General features: G+C 75.6%; 14 protein-coding genes. 11 read left to right on the top strand and 3 right to left on the bottom strand.

The features are described 5' to 3' along the window. Window positions 1-58: 58 nt before the first annotated feature. Window positions 59-643 (bottom strand): DoxX family protein, encoded by a 585-nt coding sequence (locus B9L22_RS16805; protein ID WP_086151223.1) that lies wholly within the window; start codon window positions 641-643, stop codon window positions 59-61. Between the two features lie 320 nt (window positions 644-963). Between B9L22_RS16805 and ilvD (B9L22_RS16800) the strand changes: the two genes are divergently transcribed. Beyond that, window positions 964-2,826: a dihydroxy-acid dehydratase gene (gene ilvD, locus B9L22_RS16800; protein WP_086151222.1), complete on the top strand. Its 1,863-nt coding sequence runs from the start codon at window positions 964-966 to the stop codon at window positions 2,824-2,826. Between the two features lie 78 nt (window positions 2,827-2,904). On the opposite strand, the gene B9L22_RS16795 is transcribed toward ilvD (B9L22_RS16800), so the two are convergent. Further along, entirely contained in the window at window positions 2,905-3,465 is a 561-nt protein-coding gene (locus B9L22_RS16795) for a hypothetical protein (RefSeq protein ID WP_143317359.1), read from the bottom strand. 135 nt (window positions 3,466-3,600) lie between these two features. Here B9L22_RS16795 and ilvD (B9L22_RS16790) point away from each other — a divergent pair, with 135 nt between their 5' ends. The 3 genes from ilvD (B9L22_RS16790) (at window position 3,601) to B9L22_RS16780 (ending at window position 6,955) form a co-directional block, all read left to right on the top strand. Further along, window positions 3,601-5,319 carry a dihydroxy-acid dehydratase gene (ilvD, locus tag B9L22_RS16790; RefSeq protein WP_021482630.1) on the top strand — a complete coding sequence of 573 codons (1,719 nt, stop codon included), beginning with the start codon at window positions 3,601-3,603 and terminating at the stop codon, window positions 5,317-5,319. Between the two features lie 80 nt (window positions 5,320-5,399). Continuing rightward, complete coding sequence (locus B9L22_RS16785) at window positions 5,400-6,074, top strand: 4a-hydroxytetrahydrobiopterin dehydratase (protein ID WP_086151220.1); 675 nt, start codon at window positions 5,400-5,402, stop codon at window positions 6,072-6,074. A 68-nt stretch (window positions 6,075-6,142) separates the two neighbouring features. After that, complete coding sequence (locus tag B9L22_RS16780; RefSeq protein ID WP_143317357.1) at window positions 6,143-6,955, top strand: hypothetical protein; 813 nt, start codon at window positions 6,143-6,145, stop codon at window positions 6,953-6,955. Between the two features lie 36 nt (window positions 6,956-6,991). Here B9L22_RS16780 and B9L22_RS16775 read toward each other — a convergent pair whose 3' ends face one another. Continuing rightward, on the bottom strand, window positions 6,992-8,332 hold the full coding sequence (locus B9L22_RS16775; RefSeq protein ID WP_233140203.1) for a cytochrome P450: 1,341 nt from the start codon (window positions 8,330-8,332) through the stop codon (window positions 6,992-6,994). A gap of 128 nt (window positions 8,333-8,460) precedes the next feature. Here B9L22_RS16775 and B9L22_RS16770 point away from each other — a divergent pair, with 128 nt between their 5' ends. The 7 genes from B9L22_RS16770 to B9L22_RS16740 all read left to right on the top strand — a co-directional run bounded on the left by B9L22_RS16770 (window position 8,461) and on the right by B9L22_RS16740 (window position 16,969). Further along, window positions 8,461-9,555: a 3-oxoacyl-ACP synthase III family protein gene (locus B9L22_RS16770; RefSeq protein WP_233140202.1), complete on the top strand. Its 1,095-nt coding sequence runs from the start codon at window positions 8,461-8,463 to the stop codon at window positions 9,553-9,555. Then, a complete protein-coding gene (locus B9L22_RS16765; protein ID WP_086151217.1) occupies window positions 9,552-10,064 on the top strand; it encodes a diadenosine tetraphosphate hydrolase in 513 nt (170 codons plus the stop codon). The genes B9L22_RS16770 and B9L22_RS16765 overlap by 4 nt, the downstream gene beginning before the upstream one ends. Next, a complete protein-coding gene (locus B9L22_RS16760) occupies window positions 10,061-10,852 on the top strand; it encodes a glycosyltransferase family 2 protein (RefSeq protein ID WP_233140201.1) in 792 nt (263 codons plus the stop codon). Before B9L22_RS16765 ends, B9L22_RS16760 begins: the two co-directional genes overlap by 4 nt. Next, entirely contained in the window at window positions 10,849-12,141 is a 1,293-nt protein-coding gene (locus tag B9L22_RS16755; RefSeq protein WP_198947327.1) for a cytochrome P450, read from the top strand. Before B9L22_RS16760 ends, B9L22_RS16755 begins: the two co-directional genes overlap by 4 nt. Further along, complete coding sequence (locus B9L22_RS16750; RefSeq protein WP_086151215.1) at window positions 12,138-13,991, top strand: class I adenylate-forming enzyme family protein; 1,854 nt, start codon at window positions 12,138-12,140, stop codon at window positions 13,989-13,991. Before B9L22_RS16755 ends, B9L22_RS16750 begins: the two co-directional genes overlap by 4 nt. Next, window positions 13,988-14,968, top strand: coding sequence for an NAD(P)-dependent oxidoreductase (locus tag B9L22_RS16745; protein WP_086151214.1), 981 nt, complete (start codon window positions 13,988-13,990; stop codon window positions 14,966-14,968). The genes B9L22_RS16750 and B9L22_RS16745 overlap by 4 nt, the downstream gene beginning before the upstream one ends. A 129-nt stretch (window positions 14,969-15,097) precedes the next feature. After that, window positions 15,098-16,969 carry an alpha-glucosidase gene (locus B9L22_RS16740; protein WP_086151213.1) on the top strand — a complete coding sequence of 624 codons (1,872 nt, stop codon included), beginning with the start codon at window positions 15,098-15,100 and terminating at the stop codon, window positions 16,967-16,969. The last annotated feature ends 177 nt before the right edge of the window (window positions 16,970-17,146 follow it).

The following is a 17,146-nucleotide window of genomic DNA, read 5'->3' as shown; positions in this document are numbered from 1 at the left end:
GCGACGTCGCGGCCCCGCCCCGGTGCTGCACCCGTGGGGGCGCCGGTCCCTCGGTGCGTCAGCGCAGCCAGGCCGCCCGGCGCACGAGGGGGAGGGCCGCCCAGCGGCGGCCGAGGCCCCACGTGTCGCCCGCGAGCGTCGTCGCGAGGACGGCGAGGAGCAGGATCACGAGGACGTGGTCGTCGACGACCGGGTTGTTCGAACCGGCGGCGAGCGGCCACTGCGAGAGCCACAGCATCGCGAACAGGACCGTGCCGCTCACCGCGGCGACCCGCAGGCCGATCCCCAGCAGGAGCGCGAGGCCGACGCCCAGCAGCCCGAGCATGAAGAGCCAGTCGGTGACGGGGCTCGCCATCGCGGCGAACGTGCTCGCGAGCGGGCCCTGGGCGCCGTTCTCCAGGTAGCCCTGCGTGGGCGCGCCGCCCGCGAGCCACGCGCGCTCGCGCGGGGTCGCGTAGCCGAGGCCGACGAGCTTGTCGGTGAACGGCCACAGGAAGACGACGGCCGTGCCGATCCGCGTGAGCGCGAGGGCGTGACGGGCCGACGAGCGCGTGACGACGTCGTCCTGGGTGACGGGGTCGGTGGCGCGCGCTGCGGCCCCCGGGGTGGCGCCGGGCGGCGCGGACGTGGTGGACGTGGACATGGAGGTGCCCCCTCGGGGAGAGAAGTGGTCGGGTCGGGGCCGGCGAGGACCTGCCCCGACCCGAGCGGTGTGCCGCTCCCCGTCGAGGCGTCGCGGTGGTCGTCCGGCCGTGACGTGCTCGCCCACGGTGGCAGGGGTACGGGAGGCGGTTCAACCCTTACGTCCGGATCGCGTGGACATCCCGTAGGTCCGCCGGGGCTACGTACGTAGGCCGCACGACCACGAGACGGACGCCTCGGCCGGACCGCCCCGACGAGGCGTAATGTGACCCGGCGGCCGGAGGATCGGTCGCAGCACCCCGTCGAAGGAGCTGTCCCGGAATGAGCCGCCCCCTGCGCTCTCGGACGTCCACCCACGGCCGCAACATGGCCGGCGCCCGCGCCCTCTGGCGCGCGACCGGCATGGGCGCGGAGGACTTCGGCAAGCCGATCATCGCGATCGCCAACTCGTACACGCAGTTCGTCCCCGGCCACGTCCACCTCAAGGACATGGGCGACCTCGTCGCGTCCGCGATCCGCGAGGCCGGCGGCGTCTCCAAGGAGTTCAACACCATCGCCGTCGACGACGGCATCGCCATGGGCCACGGCGGCATGCTCTACTCGCTCCCGAGCCGCGACCTCATCGCCGACTCGGTCGAGTACATGGTCAACGCGCACTGCGCCGACGCCCTCGTGTGTATCTCGAACTGCGACAAGATCACGCCCGGCATGCTCAACGCCGCGCTGCGGCTCAACATCCCCGTGATCTTCGTGTCCGGCGGGCCCATGGAGGCGGGCAAGGCGGTCGTCGCCGACGGCGTCGCGAAGACCCCGCTCAACCTCGTCAACGCGATCAACTACTCGGCCGACGACGCGGTGTCCGACGCCGCGCTCGCCCAGGTCGAGGAGAGCGCGTGCCCCACGTGCGGGTCGTGCTCCGGCATGTTCACCGCGAACTCGATGAACTGCCTCACCGAGGCGCTCGGCCTGTCGCTCCCCGGCAACGGCTCGACCCTCGCGACGCACGCCGCGCGCAAGGAGCTCTTCCTCGAGGCCGGGCGCACGATCGTCGGGCTCGCGAAGCGCTACTACGAGGACGAGGACGACTCCGTCGCGCCCCGCTCGATCGCGACCAAGGCCGCGTTCTCGAACGCCATGGCGCTCGACGTCGCGATGGGCGGCTCGACGAACACCGTGCTGCACATCCTCGCCGCTGCGCAGGAGGGGGGCGTCGACTTCGACCTCACCGACATCGAGCGCATCAGCCGCCAGGTGCCGTGTCTGTCCAAGGTCGCGCCGAACCACCCGAACTTCCACATGGAGGACGTGCACCGCGCCGGCGGCATCCCCGCCCTCCTGGGCGAGCTCGACCGCGCGGGCCTGCTCGACCACGACGTCACGAGCGTCCACACGCCGACGCTGCGCGAGTGGCTCGACGACTGGGACGTCCGGGGCGGCAAGGCGACCGAGCGGGCCGTCGAGCTGTTCCACGCGGCGCCCGGGGGAGTGCGCACCACGCAGGCGTTCTCGACGTCGAACCGCTGGGAGTCGCTCGACACCGACGCGGCCGAGGGCTGCATCCGCGACCTCGAGCACGCGTACACCGTCGAGGGCGGGCTCGCCGTGCTGCGCGGCAACCTCGCCGAGGACGGCGCCGTGTTCAAGACCGCCGGCGTCGACCCGGACGTCTTCCACTTCGTCGGCACGGCGCTCGTCTGCGAGTCGCAGGACGAGGCCGTCGAGAAGATCCTCACCAAGCAGGTCCAGCCCGGCCACGTCGTCGTCGTGCGCTACGAGGGGCCCGCGGGCGGCCCCGGCATGCAGGAGATGCTGTACCCGACGTCGTTCATCAAGGGCCGCGGCCTCGGCAAGGTCACCGCGCTCATCACCGACGGCCGCTTCTCCGGCGGGTCCTCGGGCATCTCCGTCGGCCACGTCTCGCCCGAGGCCGCCGCGGGCGGCGTCATCGGCCTCGTCGAGGACGGCGACGAGATCGAGATCGACGTCGACACCCGCCTCATCCGCCTCAACGTGCCCGACGACGTGCTCGCCGAGCGCCGCGCCAAGATGGAGGCGCGCGAGAACCCGTGGCAGCCGGTCGACCGCGACCGCTACGTCTCGCCCGCTCTCCAGGCCTACGCCGCCATGGCGACGTCCGCCGACCGCGGCGCCGTCCGCGACGTGTCGCTCATCAAGCGCCGCTGACCCGACGACGACGGGCCCGCACCTCCCGAGGTGCGGGCCCGTCGTCGTGCCCGGGCGCGAAGCCCTACGCGGCGAGGGTCAGCACTCCTCCTCGGACTGCTCGGTGACGACCCACCGCGTGCCCTGCGGCACCATGACGGCGGTCCCGCAGTCGCCGCCGTCGTAGACGACGGACAGCACCGTCGCGTCCGCGCGCTCCTCGCGGACGCCGACCTCGACCTCCGGCACGTCGCCCACGGCCGCGTAGAGACCGGCGGTGGTCGTGGTCATCGACGCGCAGTCCGTGATGCCCGGCCACCCCTGTGCCGTCATCTCGGCGACCATCCGGTCGACGAGCTCCGGTGCGAGGTAGCCGCACGCGACCTCGACGTCCGGCGCGCGGCTCGCGGCCAGCCACGCGCGGAACGACTCCTCGGGCGTCTCGACCTGCCCCTCGGGAGCCTCCTCGGCGCTCGCGGTCTCCGTCGCGGTCGCGGCGTCGTCGGGCGTCCCGGTCGTCGCGTCCGGTGCGGGGGCGGACGTCGCGGAGGTGGGAGAGCCGGGGCTCGTGCCCGACGGCGCGGGAGCCGCGCACGCGGCGGTCGCGGCCAGGGCGAGGACGGGCAAGAGGGCTCGGACGGCTCCGGGGCGTGTGTGCACGGCCCCATGATGCCGTGCGCCTCGCACCGCGGTCGGCCCGTCTCGGGCCTGCACGGGCCGGGCGGGCCTCCGTGCCGCAGCGCGTCCGGCGCGTCCCGCCGCGCCCCGCGCCGGTGCCGTTCCTAGAGTGGGGTCATGACTGGGCACACCTCGGGGTCCGACGCCGGACCCGACCTCAAGCCGCGCTCCCGCCAGGTCACCGACGGCCTGGAGGCGACGGCGTCGCGCGGCATGCTGCGCGCCGTCGGCATGGGCGACGAGGACTTCGCCAAGCCGCAGATCGGCATCGCGAGCTCGTGGAACGAGATCACGCCGTGCAACCTGTCGCTCGACCGGCTCGCGCAGGGCGCGAAGGAGGGCGTGCACGCGGGCGGCGGGTACCCGCTGCAGTTCGGGACGATCTCCGTCTCCGACGGCATCTCCATGGGCCACGAGGGGATGCACTTCTCGCTCGTGAGCCGCGACATCATCGCGGACTCGGTCGAGACGGTCGTCCAGGCGGAGCGCCTCGACGGGACGGTCCTCCTCGCCGGGTGCGACAAGTCCCTGCCGGGGATGCTCATGGCGGCCGCGCGGCTGGACCTGGCGAGCGTGTTCCTCTACGCGGGCTCGATCATGCCCGGCTGGGTCAAGCTCTCCGACGGCACGGAGAAGGACGTCACGCTCATCGACGCGTTCGAGGCGGTCGGCGCGTGCGCGCGCGGGCTCATGAGCCGCGAGGACGTGGACCGCATCGAGCGCGCCATCTGCCCCGGCGAGGGCGCGTGCGGCGGCATGTACACGGCGAACACGATGGCGTCGGTCGCCGAGGCGATGGGCATGTCGCTGCCCGGCTCGGCGGCGCCGCCGTCGGCGGACCGGCGCCGGGACGCGTTCGCGCACCGCTCCGGCGAGGCCGTCGTCAACCTGCTGCGGCTCGGCATCACGGCGCGCGACATCATGACGAAGGAGGCGTTCGAGAACGCGATCGCCGTCGTCATGGCCTTCGGCGGGTCCACCAACGCGGTGCTGCACCTGCTCGCCATCGCGCACGAGGCCGAGGTCGACCTCACGCTCGCCGACTTCGACCGCGTCGCGAGCCGCGTGCCGCACCTCGGCGACCTCAAGCCGTTCGGGCGCTACGTGATGAACGACGTCGACCGCATCGGCGGCGTGCCCGTCGTCATGAAGGCCCTGCTCGACGCCGGCCTGCTGCACGGCGACGCGCTCACCGTCACGGGCCGCACCGTCGCGGAGAACCTCGCCGAGATCGACCCGCCCGACCCGGACGGCAAGATCCTGCGCGCGCTCGACGACCCGATCCACCACACCGGGGGCATCACGATCCTGCACGGGTCGCTCGCGCCCGAGGGCGCCGTCGTGAAGTCCGCCGGGTTCGACGAGGACGTGTTCGAGGGCACCGCGCGCGTCTTCGAGCGCGAGCGCGCGGCGCTCGACGCTCTGGAGGACGGCACGATCACGGACGGCGACGTCGTCGTCATCCGGTACGAGGGGCCCAAGGGCGGCCCGGGGATGCGCGAGATGCTCGCCATCACGGGCGCGATCAAGGGCGCGGGGCTCGGCAAGACGGTCCTGCTGCTCACGGACGGCCGCTTCTCCGGCGGGACGACCGGCCTGTGCGTCGGGCACGTCGCGCCCGAGGCGGTCGACGGCGGCCCCATCGCGTTCGTGCGCGACGGCGACCCGATCCGGCTCGACGTCGCGAACAAGACGCTCGACCTGCTCGTCGACGCCGACACGCTCGCCGCGCGCCGCGACGGGTGGGCGCCGCTGCCCCCGACGTTCACGCGCGGGGTGCTCGCCAAGTACGCCAAGCTGGTCCAGTCGGCGTCGCGCGGCGCGATCCTCGAGTGACCGCGGAGCGCGCGGGCGTCGGAGGCGCGCACTAGCGTGGTGTCGCACCTCGCCGCAGCGACGCACCCCGGAGGACGGCCATGACCCAGACGGCGGACGACCGCATCACCGCGCGCCAGTTCCACGACAGCGACGGCGTCGAGGACTGGCGGTTCATCCTGAGGACGGTGCAGACGCTGTTCCGCACGGGGTCGTTCACCGCGGGGGTGGAGCTGGTCGACGCGATCGGCGAGCTCGCCGAGGCGGCGAACCACCACCCCGAGGTGGACCTGCGGTACGGGACGGTGACGGTCCGGCTGACGTCGCACGACGTGGGCGGCGTGAGCACGCGCGACGTCGAACTCGCCCGGCAGATCTCCGCGGCGGCGCGCGAGCTCGACCTCGTCGCGGACCCGACGGCGGTGCAGGACCTCGAGATCGCGATCGACACGCTCGTCGGCACGGCGGTGCAGCCGTTCTGGCGCGCCGTCCTCGGGTTCGACGAAGGCGCGCCCGAGCTGCCCGCGCCCGAGCTCCGCGACCCGAGCGGGCGCGCCCCCGCGTTCTGGTTCCAGCAGATGGACGCGCCGCGCGAGCAGCGCAACCGCATCCACGTGGACGTCACGGTCCCGCACGACGTCGCGGAGGCGCGCGTCACCGCCGCCATCGCCGCGGGCGGCCACCTCGTGTCCGACCGTCGCGCGCCCGCGTTCTGGGTCCTGGCCGACGCCGAGGGCAACGAGGCGTGCGTGTGCACCTGGCAGGCGCGCGACTGACCGCGCCCGGTGGCGCCGGGGGTGAGCCGAGCGCGCAGGAACCGTCCGGTCTCTGCGAGGCTGGTCCCGTGAGCGCCCGTCCGGAGAGACCGCCGCGCCGTCGCCGGGCCGTGTCCGCCGTCGTCCCTCTGGCCATCGTGACGGTCGCGGTCGTCGCGCTCGGAGGGTGCACGGCGACCGGGGAGCCGGAGGTCGCTCCGGGGTCCTCCGCCCCGAGCCCGACGGCCACCGAGGACCCGCCGGGCACGCGCGAGGAGCCGTCGGAGGAGACGACGCCCGAGGCGGTCGACCCGCTCGCCGACCGTCCCTCCGCGCCACCCGCTCAGGCGGTGGACGCGGGAACGGTCGCCGCCGGTGCACCCGCCGCGGCGAGCGGGACGGGGAGCGCCGCCGTGACGTTCGCGCGCGACGGCGACTTCGCCGTCGTCGTGCACCTGGACTGCGGCGACTGTGCCGGGACGCGCGCGTTCATGGCGCCGACGGACGTCACGCCGTACCCGGGCGCGCTCGGTGAGACGACCGGGTCGTACCTCATGGACGTCTTCGAGGACTCCGCGCCGCAGCAGTCGATCTGGCTCGAAGCGTCGGGGGAGTGGTCCCTGCGGTTCGAGAGCTGGAACGACCTGCCGCCCGTCGCAGGGCCGCAGTCGGGCACGGGGCCGACCGTCCTGCGGCTCGACGGCAGCACGACGAGCGCGGAGGTGTCGTGGACGCCGGCGGGCCCCGAGGACTCGTTCCAGGGCCGGTACTTCGGGGTCACGCGCGAGGCGTCGCGCATGTTCGGCGACTCCGAGGCGTTCACCGAGACGTACGACCTCGCGCTGCCAGGCGTCCTCGCCGTGAAGACCGCCGGCACGTGGAGCGTCACCCCGCAGGGCTGACGCCCGGTGTGCCGCTGACGAGACCCGGCCTGCAGGTCAGGCGCGCGCGACGACGAGCTCGTCGTAGCCGGGCACCAGCACCCGCCGCTTGGCGCGGCGCGACACGACGCGCAGGGGTGCGCCGTCGTCGTACAGCGCGTGCAGGAGCGCGGCGATCTCGGCGCGGGCGAGCGCGGCGCCGAGGCACAGGTGGCGCCCCGCGCCGAACCAGAGCTGGCGCGTCTCGCGCACGTACGGGCGGTCGGCGCGGAACGACCCGGCCGCCGCGTTCGCCGCCCACGTGAGGATCATGACGCGCTCCCCGGCCCGCAGGGTGCGGCCCGCGACCTCGACGTCGGCCGACACGCCCCGGCCGATCACCGACGCCGGGCTCGTCACGCGCAGACCCTCGCGCACGGCGTTCTCGACGGCGTCCGGCTCGCCGGCGGCCCGCTCGACGGGGTGGGCGCGCTCGTCGGCCAGGAGCCGGAGCAGGCGGTGCTGCTCGCCCGTGTCGATCAGGAGCGCCGTGGTGCGGGCCATCGCGGACGCCGACGTCTCGGTGCCCGCGACCATGAGCAGGCTCGCGAGCCCCGTCGTCTCCTCCAGCCCGAGGCCGAGCTCGCGGCACCGGCCGAGCAGGCGGTCGGCCGGCGCGTGCCGCCACCCGTCCGGGACGCCCTGGGTGAGCTCGGCGACGATCTCCCGCGCCGCGGCGACCTGGCCCGGCGCGAGGTACGTCGAGCCGGCGCTGCCGAGCGCGATCGACGCGAGCCGCTCGCCCGTCGCGAAGGCCGCGAGCGCGTCGTCGTCCGTCGGGACGGCCTCCGGCGTCACGCCGGTCCCGGCGTCCGGCGCTGAGCCCGCCCCGGTGGCCGCGGGGGACGGGATGCCGAGCAGCGAGATCATCATCCGGCCGACGAGCACGCGCGCGAGCCGGCCGACGTCGACCGACCCGCCCGCGGCGAGCGCGCGGCGCGCGTCGTCGAGCGCGAGCGACCACGCGCCGTCGACCAGCGCCGCGGCGCTCGCCTCGGTGAAGAGCTCGCGCGAGCGGGTGCGCAGGTCGTGGTGGCCTGGGCCGTCGAACAGGTCGAGGACCCAGTCGCCGAGGATCTGGGCCCAGAGGTGCCCGACCCCGCCCTCGCCGACGATCGTGAAGTGCCGGTGGTCGGTGAGGATGCGGCGACCCACGGTCGGGTCGGCCGTCACCCACCCGAGGCCCGGGACCCGGCGCAGCCCTCCGCCCGGACGCGGCCCGGTGAGCGCGCCGCCCACGAGCAGCACGCCGGCCATCGCGGGGCGCGCGGCGGTGAGGACCTGCAGCTCGTGCCGGGTCGTGGGCAGGGCGCGACGTCGTTCGCGGGCGGGCACGGGGCCGGTCGTGGTCGCAGTCACGGGGTCAGTGTGGCGCACCGGGGAGGCCACGTGGCGGCCGCGCCGCCGTCCGGGGATGGGCACTTCACCCCATCGGAACCTGTGGACGACCGCCGTCCGAGGGGGTCTGCTTGGCTACTGTGTCGCGCGTGCCAGAGAACCCACCCCGCCCGGGAGCACCCGGGTCCGCACCCGTGCGTCCCGCGGCGGTGATCGCCGCCGTCGGGGTGCACCTGCCCGAGCGCGTGGTCGACGTGCGCGAGGCGGAGCGCGCGCTCGCGGCGCGCAACCCGGGCGCGGCGCCGCGCGTGCCGATGGTCTCGCGCCTCACGGGCGTGCGGCAGGTCCACGTGCTCCCCGACGACTGGGACGCCTCCGACCTCGCCGTCGCGGCCGCGGAGAAGCTGCTGGCGACCGAGGGGCTCGCGCCCGACGACGTCGACCTGCTGCTCTTCGCGTCGGCGAGCCAGGACATGGTCGAGCCCGCGACGAGCCACATCGTCGCCGCGAAGCTCGGGGTCCGGGCGCCCGTCATGGACGTCAAGAACGCGTGCAACTCCGTGCTCAACGCGATCGAGGTCGCCGAGGCGCTCGTCGCGACGGGCCGGTACGGGACGGTCCTCGTCGCGTGCGGGGAGGCCCCCTCGCGCGCCGTGCGCTGGGACGTCCCCGACCGCGCGACGTACCTGCTCTCCGCCCCGGGCTACACCATGTCCGACGCCGGGGCCGCCGTCCTCGTGCGCCGCGCCACCGCGGCGGAGGCCGACGCGCGCGACGGCTCCGGCGCCCCCGCGCCCCGCGGGATCCTCGCGAGCGCGTTCGGCGCCGAGTCGACGCACTGGGACGTCGGCATGCTCCCCGGGGGCGGCACCGCGCACCCCCGCGACCTCGAGCGCACCTACTTCGAGATCGACGGGTCGCGGCTGCGGGACGCGTTCCTGGCGCTCGGGCCGGGGGTCGTCCTCGACGCGCTCGGCCGTGCGGGGCTCACGTGGGACGACGTCGCGCTCGTCGCCGTGCACCAGGTCGCCGTCGCCTACCTCGACGACGTGCACGCCGCGCTCGGTCTGCCGACCGGCCGCACGCTCGTCACCGTCGCCGACCACGGCAACGTCGCCTCCGCGACGCTCCCGCTCCAGCTCGCGACCGCGCTCGAGACGGGTCGGGTCGGGCCGGGCGACGTCGTCGTGCTCGTCGGCCTCGCGGGCGGCATCAGCATCGGCGCGACGGTGGTGCGGCTGTGACGGGCGCGTCGGGTCCGGCCGAGGCGCGCTGGCGCACGGATCGCGTACGGAGCGCGCTCGACGGGACCAACCCGACCCTCCTCGCCCGGCTCGACGCCGCCTTCGTCGTCGTCGGCGACGTCCAGTTCCTTCCCGGGTACTGCGTCGCCCTCACGGACACCCCTGGTGTCGACAGGTTGAGCGACCTGCCGCGTCCCCGCCGTCGGCGGTTCCTCGCGGACACCGAGCTGCTCGCCGAGGCCGTCGAGATCGTGTGCGCCGGGCGCGACACCGCGTTCCTCCGCGTCAACATCGAGATCCTGGGCAACAGGGACGCCTTCCTCCATGCGCACGTGTGGCCGCGGTACGCGTGGGAGCCGGCCGAGGTGGTCGTCCGCCCGGTCTGGGACCACCCGTCGGCACGCTGGGACGACCCGGGCACGGCACTGGGCCCGCAGCACGACGAGTTGCGTCGTCAGCTGGCGACGGAGCTGGGACGGTTGCGTGCGCTCGACGGGGGTGATTCGTGAGCACCCGGCGGTTCACGCGAGGAGTGGCGAGCACGCAGCGGCTCGCCGTCGTGGTGCCCGCGCGCGACGAGGCGCACGGGATCGTCGCGACGCTGGAGGCGCTGCGCGACCAGCAGGACACGGACTTCGACCTCGTCGTCGTCGACAACGGGTCGTCGGACGGCACGGGCGACCTGGTGCGCGCGACCGCGGCGGCGTGGGGCATGACGCGGTGGCGCGTCGTCGACGAGCCGCAGAAGGGCACGGGCGCGGCGGCCGACACGGGGATGCGGGCGGCGATCGCGCAGGGTGCGACGCACCTCGCGCGCACCGACGCCGACTGCCTGCCGCTGCCCGACTGGACCCGGCGCGTGCGCGCCGCGTTCGCGAGCGGGCACGACCTCGTCGCGGGACGGCTCGTGCCGCGCACCGACGACCGCACGGTCTCGCGCGTCCAGCAGGGCGTGCTCTCCGCGGCGGTGAGCGTCGCGAGCACGTTCGGGCGCTTCCGCCCCGGCAACCAGGACCCGTCCTACCTCGGGCCCTACGTCATGGCGCCGGGCTGCAACATGGCGATCACGGCGGCGCTGTACGAGGCGGCGGGCGGGTTCCCGCGCACCGCGATCGAGGACGTCCACGAGGACCGGGCGCTCGTCAACGCGGTGCGCCGCCTCACGCGGCGGTACGGCGCGCACCGCGACGTCGTCGTGCGGGCCTCCACGCGCCGGGCGCACGCGTGGGGCCTCGTCCGCACGCTCGGCTGGTACGCCGACCACCGCTACCGGCCCGAGCTCGTGGACATCCGATGACCGGCACGGCGCTGGCCCCCGCGCCCGCCGGGCTCGCCGCGGCGATGCGCTGGGAGGAGCGGGTCCAGCGCGGGGCGCACCCGCTCGTCTACCCGGCGATCCGGGCCCTGCGGCACCGCGGCCCGGTCGTGCGCGTCCCCGGGATCGGGGTGGTCGTGTCCGACGCCGCGACGGCGCGCGCCGTGCTGCTCGACACCGAGCACTTCTCCAAGGTGGGCCCGGGGTCGCCGTCGGACCTGTGGACGCCCGTGCTCGGCCCGTCCGTGCTCCTCAACATGGAGGGCGCCGACCACGCGCGCCTGCGCCGGGCGCTGTCGGGTCTCTTCACGCCCCGCGCGGTGCGCGACCTCGTCGCGGTGAGCGTGCCCGACGTCCTCGCGGGCCTCGCCCCGCGGCTGCTCGCGGGCGAGCGCGTCGACCTCGTGGCGGAGACGGCGACCATGGCAGGGACGGTCGTCTGCGCGATGACCGGGCTGCCCCCGACGGACGCCGCCGTCCGCGAGGCGATGACCGCCGCGCAGTCCGTGGTCGGGCTCGTGCGCCTGCACCGGCGCAGCCTCACCGCCGGCCAGGTGCGGCACGCGCGCGCCGTCCTCGCGCGGCTGTCCGCACCGGCGCGCGACGCGTACCGCGCGGGGGACCCCGCGACCGTCCCCGGGCGCATGCGCGAGCTCGGGCTCTCGGAGGACGAGGCGCTCGGCGCCGTCGGCGCGTTCGTCCTCACGGGCACCGAGACCATCCAGTCGTTCGTGCCGCGGCTCGTCGCACTCGCTGCCGACACCGGCTGGCTCGACCGGCTCCTCGCGGCCGACCCCGGCGCCGGGCCGGAGGCCGCCGCGCTGCGCGGCCGCGTCGTCGAGGAGGCGCTGCGCGTCACGGCACCGACCCCCGCGATGCTGCGCTCGGTGCGCGCCGACGCGACCGTGGGCGACGTCCGCGTCCGCGCGGGCGACCGGGTCGTGATCGCGACGATCTCCTGCTGCAAGGACGCCGGCCCCTTCGACCCGGACGCCCCCGTCGACCCGGCGGTGCGGCACCTGTGGTTCGGCGCCGGACCGCACTTCTGCCTCGGGATGCCGCTCGCGACGGCCCAGGTCGATGCCGTCCTGGACGCCCTGCGCCCGGTCGCCGCGGCGGGTCGGAGCCTCCAGGTCACCGACCGCGCCGTCGCCCGCGGTGTGCTCATCCCGGCGTACCGCTCGCTCGTCGTGCGGGCCGTCGGCGGTGAGGTGCGCGCGTCGGGCCCGGTCGCGGGATCGGCCGCGTCGTCGGCGGGGGAGGCGGCGTGACCGCGCCCGACGCCGTATCCCGCCATCTGCTCGCCCCGATCCTCGCCCGCGGGGCCGCCGGGCACGCGTCCGCCGACGCGGTCGCGCTCCGGCGCTGGACGCGGCCGGGCCGCCGCGGCGCGCGCGTGCGCGAGGAGGTCACGTACGCCGACCTCGCGCGGCGCGTCGAGGCGACCGCGACGGCGCTCGCGGCCGACGGCCTCGCGCCGGGCGACCGCGCCCTGTTCTCGGTGCGGCCGCGGCCGGAGGGCGTCGTGCTCGCGTTCGGGGTCGTCCGGGCGGGCGGGACCGTCGTCTTCGTCGACCCCGGCTCGACGCCCGAGCTCTTCGCCGCGCGCGTCGGTGCGGCCGGGCCGTCGCTCGCGACGACCGAGTCGCTGCTCTACGCCGTCTCGCGCGGGCCGCTGCGCCGTCTGGCCCGGTCACGGGGCCTGCTCCTGCCCGACTACGCGAGCCTTCCGCTGCGGCACGTGCACGCCGGCCCGTGGCTCCCCGGGGTGCCGCGCGGCTCGCGCGCCGCCCGCCGCCTCGCCGCGAGCCCGGTCGACCGCGCGGCGCTGCCGCCGCTCGACCCGGACCGTGAGGCGCTCACCGTCTTCACGTCCGGCACGACGGCGCAGCCGAAGGCCGTCGTGCACACGGCCGGGTCGCTGCTCGCCGGGTGCGACCTGCTGCGCGACGTGTTCGCGCTCGCGCCGGGCGACGTCGTGCACACCGACCAGATGCTGCTCGGCGTCCCGGCGCTGCTCGCGGGCGCCACGTGGTCCGTGCCGGCCGACCCGCCGGGCCGCGACATCGCGACCTTCGCGCGCCAGCTCGACGACGCCGCAGGCACGTACCTCGTGCCCGCGGACGTCACGGCGCTGCTCGACGCGATCGAGGCCGGGACGGTGCCCGCGTACGGGCCACGCGTCGCGCTCGTCGGCGGTGCGCCCGTGACCCGCGCGCTCCTGGAGCGCGCGACGCGCGTGCTGCCCGGCACGCGGTGGGTCGCGGTGTACGGGATGACCGAGATCCTGCCGGTCGCGGTGGTCGAGGCCCGCGAGAAGCTCGCGTACGCGGGCGACGGCGACCTCGTCGGCGTCCCGCTGCCCGGCACGGTCGTGCGGCTCGACCCGGTCGAAGAGGAGGAGCCCGAGGGCGGCCGGGACGTCGTCGGCGAGCCCGGCCGCGACGACGTCGTCGGTGAGCTCGTGCTGTCCGGGCCGTCGCTCATGGCGGGCTACCTGCACGACCTCGACGCCCCCGCCCGCGGCGCGGGCGCACGGGCCGCGGAGCACCGCACCGGCGACCTCGCGCGCCGCGACGACGCGGGACGGCTCGTCCTCGTCGGCCGCACGCGGGACATGATCATCCGCGGCACGACGAACATCTACCCCGGCCTCTACGAGCCGCGCGTCGCGGCGCTCGACGGCGTCGGCGAGGCGCTGCTCGTGGGGGTGCCCCAGGTCGACGGCGACGAGCGGGTCGCGCTCGTCGTCACCTCGGCGTCGGGAGACTCTCGGCCGGACGCGGCCACCCGGACCGATCCTCGGCCCGACGCCGGTGCGGCGGGGCGTCTGGACCCGCACCACCCGCTCGTCGACCGGGTGCGCACCGCGCTGCCGAGCGTGCTCGACCACGACGCGCTGCCCGACGTCGTGCTGCACGCCGACCACGTGCCGCTCGCCGGTCGCTCGCGCAAGCCCGACCGGGCCGCGCTCTCGCGCGCCGCCGCGCCGCTGGTGCCCGCCGCGCCGACCGTGCCCGCCGCACCGACCGTGCCCGCCGCACCGACCGGGCCCGCCGAGCCGTTGGCGGCCGCCGCACCCACCGCCGTCGGCCGAGACATCCCCGGCACCCGCGCGTGAGGGTCGTCGTCACCGGGGCGTCGGGGTTTGTCGGGGGAGCGGTCGCGCGCGGGCTGGTCGCCGACGGCCACGAGGTCTGGACATCCTCCCGCCGCGACCCGGCGGTCGACGGCGCCCGGCACCTCGCCTGGGACCTCACCACCGGTCCGCTCGCCGACCCGCCCCCGGTGGACGCCGTCGTGCACGCGGGCGCCGCCGTGTCCGACTGGTGCGCGCTCGACGTCGCGCGCGCCACGAACGTCGCCGGGACGCTCGCGGTCCGCGACACGTTCCCCGGCGCGCGGTTCGTGCACGTCTCGTCCGGCAGCGTGTACGACCCGTACCGCCCGAGCGTCCGCGCCCGCGAGCACGAGGCGCCGGTCGCCCGGTACCTCGACGCCTACGGCGCGACGAAGGCGGAGGCCGAGCGCGCGCTGGCCCGCGACGTCGCGCGCCACCCCGACCGAGGCGCTGTCGTCGTGCTGCGCCCGCACGCCGTCTACGGGCCGGGCGACACGACGCTCCTGCCCCGCGTCGAGGCCGCCGTGCGGCGCGGACGCCTCGTCCTGCCCGGCGGCGGGCGCGTGCTCCAGTCCCTGACCCACGTGGACACGCTGCTCGCCGCGGTGCGCGCCGCCGTCGTGCTGCCCGACGAGACGGTCCGAGCGCCCGGCGGCGGGGGAGGACGCACCCCGGGGTGGCTCGTCGCGAACGTCGCCGACGCCGAGCCGGTGGTGCTGCGCGACGCGCTCGCCGACGCGCTGCGCCGCCGCGGTACCGCCGTGCGGGTCGTCGCCGTCCCGGTGCGCCCCGCCTGGGCGCTCGCGGGCGCGGTCGAGGCCGTCGCCCGGCGGCTGCGTCGCGCTGAGCCGCCGCGCCTCACCCGGTACGCGCTGAGCCACCTCGCGATGGAACGCACCTACGACCTCACGGTCCTGCGCGATGTGCTGGGCGTCGACCCGCCCCCGACGTCGTTCGCCGGGGCGCACGCGTGGTGAGCGCCGCACCGGTGCTCGCCCCGTCCTTCGACCCGGTCGTGGGGGACGTCCACCCGGCGTGCCGGACGCGCGCCCCGCGGCGCGGTCGGGCAGGGTGAGGGACGAGACCTGGAGCAGAGAGGACCGACGATGTCGCAGCACGCCCGGACCGAGGCCGAGGACGCACGCCGCGGGGGGTGGCCCGGCGCCGAGACGCCGGCGGAGGCCCCCTGGTGGACGCGCTCGGTCGTCTACCAGGTGTACCCGCGCTCGTTCCAGGACACCGACGGCGACGGCATCGGGGACCTCCCGGGGATCACGCGACGCCTCGACCACCTGGAGCGGCTGGGCGTCGACGTCGTGTGGCTGTCCCCGGTGTACCGGTCGCCGCAGGCGGACAACGGCTACGACATCAGCGACTACGAGGACGTCGACCCGCTGTTCGGGTCGCTCGCGGACCTCGACGCCCTGATCGAGGGCCTGCACGCGCGCGGGATGAAGCTCGTCATGGACCTCGTCGTCAACCACACGAGCGACGAGCACCCGTGGTTCGTCGAGTCGCGCTCGTCCGCGCAGAGCCCGCGGCGCGACTGGTACTGGTGGCGCCCCGCGCGTGAGGGCATGGAGCCCGGCGCCCCGGGTGCCGAGCCGACGAACTGGCGCTCGTTCTTCGGGGGCAGCGCGTGGCGGTTCGACGAGGCCTCGGGCGAGTACTACCTGCACCTGTTCGACACCAAGCAGCCGGACCTCAACTGGGAGAACCCCGACGTCCGCGAGGCGGTCTACGCGATGATGCGGCGGTGGCTCGACCGCGGCGTCGACGGCTTCCGCATGGACGTCATCAACCTCATCTCCAAGGACGTCGCGCCCGACGGCTCGCTGCCCGACGGCGAGGTGCACTGGGGCACGTACGGGGACGGGAGCCCGCACTACACGGACGGCCCGCGCGTGCACGAGTTCCTCGCCGAGATGCACCGCGAGGTGTTCGCGCCCTACCTCGCCCGGGGCCGGGAGATCCTCACGGTGGGGGAGACGCCGGGGGTGACGGTCGAGCACGGCGTGCGATACACCGACCCGGACCGTCGCGAGGTCGACATGGTGTTCCAGTTCGAGCACATGGGCATCGACCACGGCGCGACCCGCTACGACCCGGTCCGGTGGGACCTCGCCGACCTCAAGGCGACCCTCGGCCGGTGGCAGGCGGGCCTCGCCCACCGGGGCTGGAACGCCCTCTACTGGGACAACCACGACCAGCCGCGCGTCGTCTCGCGGTTCGGCGACGACTCCCCGGAGCACCGCGTCGCCTCGGCGAAGGCGCTCGCCCTCCTGCTGCACCTGCACCGCGGCACGCCCTACGTCTACCAGGGCGAGGAGCTCGCCATGACGAACGCGCCGTTCACGCGGATCGAGCAGTACCAGGACGTCGAGTCGCTCGGGTACTTCCGCGAGCTCACCGGTCGTACGGGCGCCCCGCGCCTGCGGACCGACGGCGAGATGCTCGCCGTGCTCGCGCACGCGAGCCGCGACCACGCCCGCACGCCCGTGCAGTGGGACGCGAGCGCGAACGCCGGCTTCACGACGGGGACGCCGTGGCTCGAGGTCAACCCGAACCACACGACGATCAACGCGGAGGCCGCCTGGGCCGACGAGGACTCCGTGCTGCACTTCTACCGGCGGCTCGTCGCGCTGCGCCGGGAGGAGCCGGTCGTCGCGCTCGGCGACTTCCGCATGCTGCTGCCCGACCACGAGGCGGTCTACGCGTTCACGCGCGCCCTCGACGCGCCCGGGCCCGACGGCACGACCGTCCGGGACGAGCTCCTCGTGCTCGTCAACGTCGGTGGCGTCCCGCAGGACGTCCCGGCCGGGACGCTCACGGGCTGGGAGGAGGCGTCGGTCCTCGTGACCACGCTCCCCGGGCGGGCCGACGACGGCACCCGGCCGGGCGCCGTCGGGCACCTGGAGCCGTGGGAGGGACGGGTGCTCCGGCGCACCGGACCGCGCCCCCCACGTCCCAGTGCGTGAGACGGCCGCCTCGACACGTGACATCACCGGGACATGGGCGTACAGTCCCAGACGTGCAGACGATCCTCCTTGTAGTACTTCCTGAGCGCGCCGGCTGAGGCCACGCCACCAGGCTTCGTCAGCGCGCTCACCCCTCGTCCAGCCCGGCATCCCGGGTCCGAGGGGTTTTTTGTTGCC

Source organism: Cellulosimicrobium sp. KWT-B, assembly GCF_002127155.1.
Classification (GTDB): Bacteria; Actinomycetota; Actinomycetes; order Actinomycetales; family Cellulomonadaceae; genus Cellulosimicrobium; species Cellulosimicrobium funkei.
The sequence above is the reverse complement of the archived record's forward strand: the minus strand, read 5'-3'. Positions and strand labels throughout refer to the sequence as shown.

What these genes read in the sequence shown, in the direction of transcription:
- B9L22_RS16805 (WP_086151223.1), bottom strand. Translation starts at nt 643, where the DNA reads ATGTCCACGTCCACCACGTCCGCGCCGCCCGGCGCCACCCCGGGGGCC.
- ilvD (WP_086151222.1), top strand. Translation starts at nt 964, where the DNA reads ATGAGCCGCCCCCTGCGCTCTCGGACGTCCACCCACGGCCGCAACATG.
- ilvD (WP_021482630.1), top strand. Translation starts at nt 3,601, where the DNA reads ATGACTGGGCACACCTCGGGGTCCGACGCCGGACCCGACCTCAAGCCG.
- B9L22_RS16785 (WP_086151220.1), top strand. Translation starts at nt 5,400, where the DNA reads ATGACCCAGACGGCGGACGACCGCATCACCGCGCGCCAGTTCCACGAC.
- B9L22_RS16755 (WP_198947327.1), top strand. Translation starts at nt 10,849, where the DNA reads ATGACCGGCACGGCGCTGGCCCCCGCGCCCGCCGGGCTCGCCGCGGCG.
- B9L22_RS16740 (WP_086151213.1), top strand. Translation starts at nt 15,098, where the DNA reads ATGTCGCAGCACGCCCGGACCGAGGCCGAGGACGCACGCCGCGGGGGG.